This window comes from Polaromonas sp. P3_C2 (assembly GCF_056402675.1).
Map to the genome: position 1 here is coordinate 1 of NZ_JBFUGX010000169.1, position 7,258 is coordinate 7,258.

The 7,258-nt window shown below is 62.4% G+C and carries 9 protein-coding genes; 7 read left to right on the forward strand and 2 right to left on the reverse strand.

Going from position 1 to position 7,258, the window contains the following annotated elements; translation table 11 throughout:
• The 7 genes from AC1DWI_RS09260 to AC1DWI_RS09290 all read left to right on the forward strand — a co-directional run.
• Positions 1-177 (forward strand): 30S ribosomal protein S6 (locus tag AC1DWI_RS09260; protein ID WP_477724722.1); only part of this gene is annotated, 177 nt, incomplete at its 5' end.
• Positions 178-237: 60 nt separating this feature from the next.
• Positions 238-546, forward strand: coding sequence for a primosomal replication protein N (gene priB / locus AC1DWI_RS09265; protein WP_477649539.1), 309 nt, complete (start codon positions 238-240; stop codon positions 544-546).
• Between the two features lie 10 nt (positions 547-556).
• Entirely contained in the window at positions 557-841 is a 285-nt protein-coding gene (rpsR, locus tag AC1DWI_RS09270) for a 30S ribosomal protein S18 (protein WP_477724721.1), read from the forward strand.
• Positions 842-852: 11 nt separating this feature from the next.
• Positions 853-1,305 carry a 50S ribosomal protein L9 gene (gene rplI / locus AC1DWI_RS09275; protein WP_457278783.1) on the forward strand — a complete coding sequence of 151 codons (453 nt, stop codon included), beginning with the start codon at positions 853-855 and terminating at the stop codon, positions 1,303-1,305.
• A gap of 182 nt (positions 1,306-1,487) precedes the next feature.
• Positions 1,488-2,900, forward strand: coding sequence for a replicative DNA helicase (dnaB, locus tag AC1DWI_RS09280; protein WP_457278782.1), 1,413 nt, complete (start codon positions 1,488-1,490; stop codon positions 2,898-2,900).
• 231 nt (positions 2,901-3,131) lie between these two features.
• The gene (locus tag AC1DWI_RS09285) at positions 3,132-5,006 is read left to right on the forward strand and encodes an SLC13 family permease (protein ID WP_477670991.1); all 1,875 of its coding nucleotides are present in this window, start codon (positions 3,132-3,134) and stop codon (positions 5,004-5,006) included.
• Positions 5,003-6,028 (forward strand): ABC transporter substrate-binding protein, encoded by a 1,026-nt coding sequence (locus AC1DWI_RS09290; protein WP_477670990.1) that lies wholly within the window; start codon positions 5,003-5,005, stop codon positions 6,026-6,028. Before AC1DWI_RS09285 ends, AC1DWI_RS09290 begins: the two co-directional genes overlap by 4 nt.
• Positions 6,029-6,046: 18 nt before the next feature.
• Here AC1DWI_RS09290 and AC1DWI_RS09295 read toward each other — a convergent pair whose 3' ends face one another.
• Positions 6,047-6,835 carry a substrate-binding domain-containing protein gene (locus tag AC1DWI_RS09295; RefSeq protein ID WP_477670989.1) on the reverse strand — a complete coding sequence of 263 codons (789 nt, stop codon included), beginning with the start codon at positions 6,833-6,835 and terminating at the stop codon, positions 6,047-6,049.
• Positions 6,836-6,914: 79 nt separating this feature from the next.
• Entirely contained in the window at positions 6,915-7,133 is a 219-nt protein-coding gene (locus AC1DWI_RS09300; RefSeq protein WP_477670988.1) for a hypothetical protein, read from the reverse strand.
• Between the last annotated feature and the right edge of the window lie 125 nt (positions 7,134-7,258).

Here is a 7,258-nt window from a genome sequence, read left to right on the forward strand (position 1 = left end):
ATCGAAGCCAGCCAGGCCGTGATGGAAGAAATCGAACACGCGTTCAAGTTCAACGATGCCGTGCTGCGCCACCTGACCGTGGTGAAGAAGAAAGCCGAAACCGGCCCGTCCCTCATGATGCGCAACGTCGAGAGGGAAGAAGCCCGTAAGGCCCAACAGCAGGAGTATGYGGCTTAATAGCCACCATGCTGTTGAACGCCTCGCTGCTGCGCATCTGCTTTTGAGCAAGAGCCCGCAGTGAACCACGTTGAACTGACCGCCTGTATCGCCGAGGCAAGTCCTCTTCGCTACACGCCCGCTGGAATCCCCGCCGCCAATTTCGTCCTCGAACACGAGTCCGAAATCGTCGAAGCCGGAGTCACCAGACAGGTCAAGTTGACGGTAAGGGCGGTTGCTTTCGGAGCGCTGGCTGAGCAATCAGCCAAATCCCCGCTAGGCAAACCCTTCAGGTTCACCGGTTTTCTGATCAATGCGCGCACCAGCAAAGGTGTTGTTTTTCATATCCAGGCTCTGCACAAGGTAGAGCAAGTACCGAACCCCATTTAAGGAGTCCATCATGCCCGGACCAAAACGTTTCAACAAAGACAAGCGCCCCAAGCGCAATRCCCAATCCCTGCTGTTCAAGCGCAAGCGTTTTTGCCGCTTCACAGCCGCTGGCGTTGAAGAAATCGACTACAAAGACATCGACACCCTGCGCGATTTCGTAGCCGAAAACGGAAAAATCATCCCCGCACGCCTGACCGGCACGCGCGCGATTTTCCAGCGCCAGATCAACACCGCCGTCAAGCGCGCTCGCTTCCTCGCGATGCTGCCTTACAGCGACCAGCACCGTAGCCTGTAAGGAGCACGACCATGCAAATTATTCTGCTCGACAAAGTCGTGAACCTCGGTAACCTCGGCGAAATCGTCAAGGTCAAAGACGGCTATGCACGCAACTTCCTGATCCCTTCGGGCCGCGCACGCCGCGCCACGGAAGCCAACAAGGCCGAATTCGAAGCCAAGCGCGCCGAACTCGAAAAAGCTGCAGCTGCCAAGCTGGCCGAAATGCAGGCCCAGGGCGCAAAGCTCGGCGGCACCACCGTCAAGCTCACGCAAAAAGCCGGTGTTGACGGCCGCCTGTTCGGCTCCGTCACCAACCATGACATCTCGGCCGAGCTGACCAAGCAGGGCTTCCCTGTGCTGAAGTCGCAAATCCGCATGCCTAACGGTCCGCTGAAGATTGTTGGCGACCACGCCGTGACCGTTGCCCTGCACACCGACGTGGCAGTGGACATCACCGTCACCGTGTACGGCGAAACCGCTTAAGCGTTTTCTCCCTTCCCGAAAAAAAGCCGCTCGCCGAGCGGCTTTTTTCATGGCCGGCCGGATCAAGCGGCTGTACACAAGCTCACGGTGTATTTCCACCCGATTTCCCCCGGTTATCCACAACCTTATCCCGTGAGGTTTTACGCTCCCGGCGTACCATTCACCCTCTCCCAAGGAAACCCATGTCCGCCGTACTTTCCACCTATGACGATCCCGGCTACAGCCCTGACCGCCAGATCGCCCAGCTGCGCATTCCGCCGCACTCCATCGAGGGTGAATCCAGCGTGCTGGGCGGCCTGCTGCTCGACAACGGCGCGTGGGACCGTGTGGGCGACCTGCTGACCGACCAGGACTTCTACCGCTCCGAACACAAGCTGATCTATGCCGCCGTAGGCGCCCTGATCAACGCCTCCAAACCGGCCGACATCATCACGGTCTACGAGCACCTGCAGAACCAGGGCAAGGCCGACGAAGTAGGGGGCCTGAGCTACCTCAATTCCCTTGCGCAATACGTTCCCAGCGCGTCCAACATCCGCCGCTACGCGGAGATCGTGCGCGAGCGCTCCATCCTGCGCAAACTGGTGTCCGCCTCGGACGAGATTTCCACCAATGCCTTCAACCCGCAGGGGAAAGACGTCGCCACCATCCTCGACGAGGCCGAACAGAAGATCTTCAAGATCGGCGAGCAGGGCTCGCGCATGAAAGAAGGCTTCCAGAGCATGGACACGCTGGTCGTGAGCCTGCTCGATCGCGTCACCGAGATGGCCGAGAATCCGCAGGACGTCACCGGCGTGCCCACGGGCTTCTACGACCTGGACCGCATGACGTCCGGCTTCCAGGCCGGTGACCTGGTGATCCTGGCGGCGCGCCCCTCCATGGGCAAAACCGCACTGGCCATCAACATTGCCGAAAACGTCGCCTTGCTCGAAGGTCTGCCCGTTGCCGTGTTCTCCATGGAAATGGGCGCCTCGCAGCTTGCCGTGCGTATCGTGGGCTCCATTGGCCGCATCGACCAGACCCATCTGCGCACCGGCGCCCTGACGGACGAAGAATGGCCGCGCCTGACCGAAGCCATTGAAAAGCTGCGCACGGTTTCGTTGCACATCGACGAAACCCCCGGCCTCACTGTGAGTGAGCTGCGTGCCAACGCCCGCCGCCTGGCACGCCAGTGCGGCAAGCTCGGCCTGATTGTGGTCGACTATTTGCAGCTCATGAGCGTATCCGGCGGCATGGCAGACGAGAACCGCGCCACCGCCGTCGGCGAAATCTCACGCGGCCTGAAGATGCTGGCCAAAGAGCTGCAGTGCCCCGTGATCGCGCTGTCGCAGCTCAGCCGCGGCGTGGAATCCCGCACCGACAAACGCCCCATGATGAGCGACCTGCGCGAGTCCGGCGCCATCGAGCAGGACGCCGACATCATCATGTTCATCTACCGTGACGAGTACTACACCAAAGAGGCCTGCAAGGAGCCGGGCGTCGCCGAGGTCATCATCAGCAAGCAGCGTAACGGCCCCACCGGCACAGTCAAACTGGCGTTCCTGAACCGCATCACCAAGTTCGAAAGCCTGGCCAGCGGCGGCAGCGGGGACTTTTGAGGCCTGAAGAAGCTCGCAGGTCTTCCTGTCGTATCGAGTGGCCACGGCGCAGTGGCCTCCTAGGGTTTTCCGGCGGCCGTTTTCGGGAAAACGGTGATTTAATGGCAGAAAACAGCTGCAGGCCAATCAAGCCGGGCGCAAGCAGCTATCAATACAATAGCTAAAGGAGGAGGTTCCATGCCGACGCCCCTGCGGATTCTTACCGTCACCTCACTGTAGGTCCGGGAATCCATGCCTGTTTCCTCCGTCATTCCTGGTGTCATCCCCGACGCCGACATCCTGGCGCTTTTGCGTGGCGACGCGCTTTTCACCGACCTTTCCGGTAGCCAGCTTGCACGCCTGCTCGGCAGCCTGCACACGCTGGAATTCGCCGCCGGCGACACGCTGTACGAAAAAGGCGCGCCGGCCGAATTTCTGTACGTGATCGAAACCGGTGAGCTGCAGCTGACCACGCCTGGCGGCCGTACCGTCGCGCTGCCGGGCATGCGCTGCGGTGAAGAGGCCGCCTGCGATACGGCCAGCTACCTGTGCAGCGTCACGGCAGCCACGCCGGTCAGGGCGGTGCAGGTCCCCCGCGACGCCCTGGCCGAGCTGGCTGCGAAATCGCCCGCCTTGCGCAACAAGGCCTGGCTGACGCTGATGGGTTATGTGGGCGGCGAATCCTTTCTTGCGCCGGCCCCCGGCAAGCCTGCCGCCAAAAAACCGGCCAAACCCATTTCCCGGCGCGAGCTGGTGGGCTGGCTGGGCGTGGTGCTGGTGCCGCCCGCGATTTATTTCCTCTCCGGCTCGGCTGGGCTGGTGGTGGAGGCCTCGTTGTTCCTGGCCATCCTGTCGGCCACGGTGCTGATGTGGCTGTTCAACCTGGCCGACGAGTTCGTGCCGCCACTGGTGGCCATCGCCGCGGTGCTGATCGTCGGTCTTGTGCCCTACGAAGTCGCGCTGGCCGGTTTCTCGTCAAGAACGCTCACCACGCTAGTGGGCGTGTATGCGCTGGCCGCGGTGATTTCCGCTTCGGGCCTGAGCTACCGCTTCATGTTGTGGTTGCTGATACGCCTGCCCGACACGCCGTTCTGGCACCAGGCGGCGCTGCTGCTGTCGGGTTACCTGCTGTCGCCCATCATGCCCTCGGGCAATGCGCGGTTGTCGCTGGTGCTTCCGTTTTACCGCGACATGATCGAAGGCCTCAACCTGCCGGCGCACAGCAAGTCCGCCACGGCCCTGATGGCCGCCACGTTTTCCGGTGCCATGCTGTTCTCGCCGATGCTGCTGACCAGCAAGTCGTCCAACCTGACGGCTTTCGGCATGCTGCCCGTGCAACTGCAGGACCAGTTCCAGGGCCTGTTCTGGTTTGTCGCGGCCGGCGTGGCTGCGCTCACCGTCACGGCCGCGCACCTGGTGGTGGTGCGCCTGTGTTTTGGGCGCACGGCCCAGGCCGCTTTGCCCAAGGAAAGGCTCGAGCGACAGCTGGCCCTGCTGGGCGACGTCACCCGGCCCGAAAAAGCCGCACTCACCGGTTTCCTGTTCTTCCTGGTGGGCGCCGGCACCGCCGGCTGGCACCAGATTTCTCCCGCCTGGCTGGCGGCCTTTTTGCTGGTGGGCCTGCTGCTCATGGGCTTGCTGAGCAAGAAAGACTTCCAGCAGAAGATCGACTGGCCGATGATTTTCTTTCTGCTCAGCCTCGACGGCCTGAGCCGCGCCATCAGCTACCTGGGGCTGGACACCGCACTGGCCCATTCCGCGGGCAACATGTTTGATTTCGTCGGCGGAAAAATGGTCTGGTTCATCCCGGTCGCGCTGGTGGTCACGCTGCTGCTGCGCCTGGTGCTGCCCATCACCGCCGGCATGATCGTGGCTGCGGTCATCCTTCTGCCGATCGGGCAGGCGCAGTTCATCAACCCCTGGGTCGTGGTCTTCCTGACCGCCATGTTCAGCGACATCTGGTTCATACCCTACCAAAGCTCACAGTACCTGCAGGTCATGGGAAGCGGGCTGGACCGCTACTACAAACACACCGATTTCCTGCGCTATAACCACTGGATGAACCTGGCGCGCCTGCTGGCGGCCTATCTCTCGATCCCTTACTGGGAATGGCTGGGCCTGGTATGAAAAACGGAACCCTCGCTGTCCTGACGGGCGCGGCCCTTCTCGTCGCGCTGCTGCTGCTGGGCATGTTCAACCTGTCCAAGCCGCGGGTGCTGGTGCTGCACAGCTCGGACCGCAACTCCACCACCGTCGGCAAGATGGACGAAGGCATACGCCATGTCCTGGACAAAAACAGGCAGCCCTTGACTGTTCGCTGGCATTACCTGGGCATAGACCGCCTTCCCGATGAAGACCACCGCCAGGACGCCGCAAAGGAAGGCCTGCGCGCCATTGAGCAGTTCAACCCCGACCTGGTGATTGCGGTAGACGACGAAGCCCAGCAATACGTGATGCGCCGCTTCGCCGGGCAGGGCCGTCCCAGGGTGGTGTTCGCCGCCATAGACCATGAGCCCGCAGAGTACGGGTACGTGGGCGCAGCCAACGTCACCGGTGTCGCCGAGCGCCTGCCGCTCGCCGCCATGCGAGACTTGCTGCAGCACGTCAAAAAGGGCCAGCCCGTACGCGTGGCGGTGCTGGGCGATGCCGGCCCCACCAGCCAGGGTCAACTCAGGCAGGTCGAGGCTTTCAACTGGGCGCCGCACAGTGTGGCGGTCACCCACACGCTGGGCGATTTCCCCGCCTGGCAGGCCGCCATCAAGGTCATGGACGGCAAGGCCGATGTGGTGTTGGTGCTCTCGCACGGCAGTTTGCGTGCCGGGCCCGCGGCGGCCGGCGTGGTGCCCGATGCCGAGGTGATCAAGTGGCTCGAAGCCAATGCCGCGCCCTTGCCGCTGGGGGTCGACATTGAATACGTTCAGCAGGGCGGGGGGCTCAGTGTGGCGCCGTCCGCCAAGTCGATGGGGGAAATCGCCGCCGCCGACGCGCTGGCCTGGCTGAAGGCAAAACCCGCCAGTGCGCCGCCGCTTCCGGGCCAGGACGCGCGCTACAGCGTGGGTTTGCGCGCTGCCGCCCTGGTTGCCCGCAACATCACGCTGCCGTCGATCTACACCGAAGCCGCGCGGCTGGAGCAACTCTACTACCCCTGATGCCCGCAGGGCCCGCCATCATGGGGCGGTGACAGGTTCCAGCCCGGTTTTCCGGATGACGGGCGCGGCCGCCGCAGTGGTAAAGAAACGAATCAATGCACGTGCGGCATCCTGCTCGACAGCATCGGCGGCAATGCCTGCTGAAAACACGGTGACGCGCTGCACTTCATCCGGCAGCGGCCCCACATAGTCGATGCCCGGAACCGGAAGCAGTTCGCTGACCTGCTGGAAGCCCAGTTCGGCATCGCCGCGGGCCACCACGCTGCCCACCCGCTCGCTGAGTATTTTGGTGCTTTTGCCTGCCACCTGCGCGGAAATTCCCAGGCGCTGGAACAGCTCGGTCGAAATATAGACACCGCTCGCGCTGGCCGAGTAGGCAATGGACCGCGCGTCCAGCAGCGTGCGCCTGAGCGCGTCGACCGTGCTGATGTCCGGCTTGGGCGCACCTGCGCGTACCACCATGCCGATCAGTGAGCGCACCAGGTCCACCCGGCTGCCGGCTTGCACCTTGCCCTGGCTCACGAGCGCATCCAGCGCCGGCGCCGCCAGGATCACGATGTCGGCCCGCTCCTTGCGCGCCAGCCTGTTCGGGATGGCGTCCGGCGCGTCGCCCATGGACGCGCCATAAGCGGCAATGACCTTGTGCCCGGTTGCACGCTCAAAGGCCGGCACCAGTTCGTTGTAGGCGGCGGTAAAACCACCCGAGGTCATCACATGTATATCGGCCGCCCAAGCGCCGCCGCCGGGCCACACCAGCACGGGCAGCAGCAGCCAGAAGATCCTGCAGAACTTCAGAAGTTGTTGCATGCCATCTCCTCGCTTTCTTCGACTTCTTCGACTTCTTCGACTTCTTCGACTTCTTCGACTTGCTGCGTGGATGCGTGACTCAGCGCACGCACTCAAACCCGTACTGCTCGGGGGTCGGCTTTGTCACCAGCCGGGCATGCAGGCCGCGCTTCTGGCATTCCATTTCAGCGATGTCGGTGGCTTCGCCCAATTTCGACGGGCGGGCTTTGACCACAATCTGCTTTTCATTGACGCTGACCAGTTCGGCGGCGCAACCGGAGATCAGGACGCAGGCGAGCAGGGGGAACAGTGTTTTCATGGTTGTTTCCTTCTAAAGATAAAGATAAAAATCAAGATAATTTTTGCCGTCAGGATTTTTAAGTAAAAATCGGTTGAAACCCTTTGTGGATAAGCGCGACCAGCTATCAATTTGGTAGCGTATTG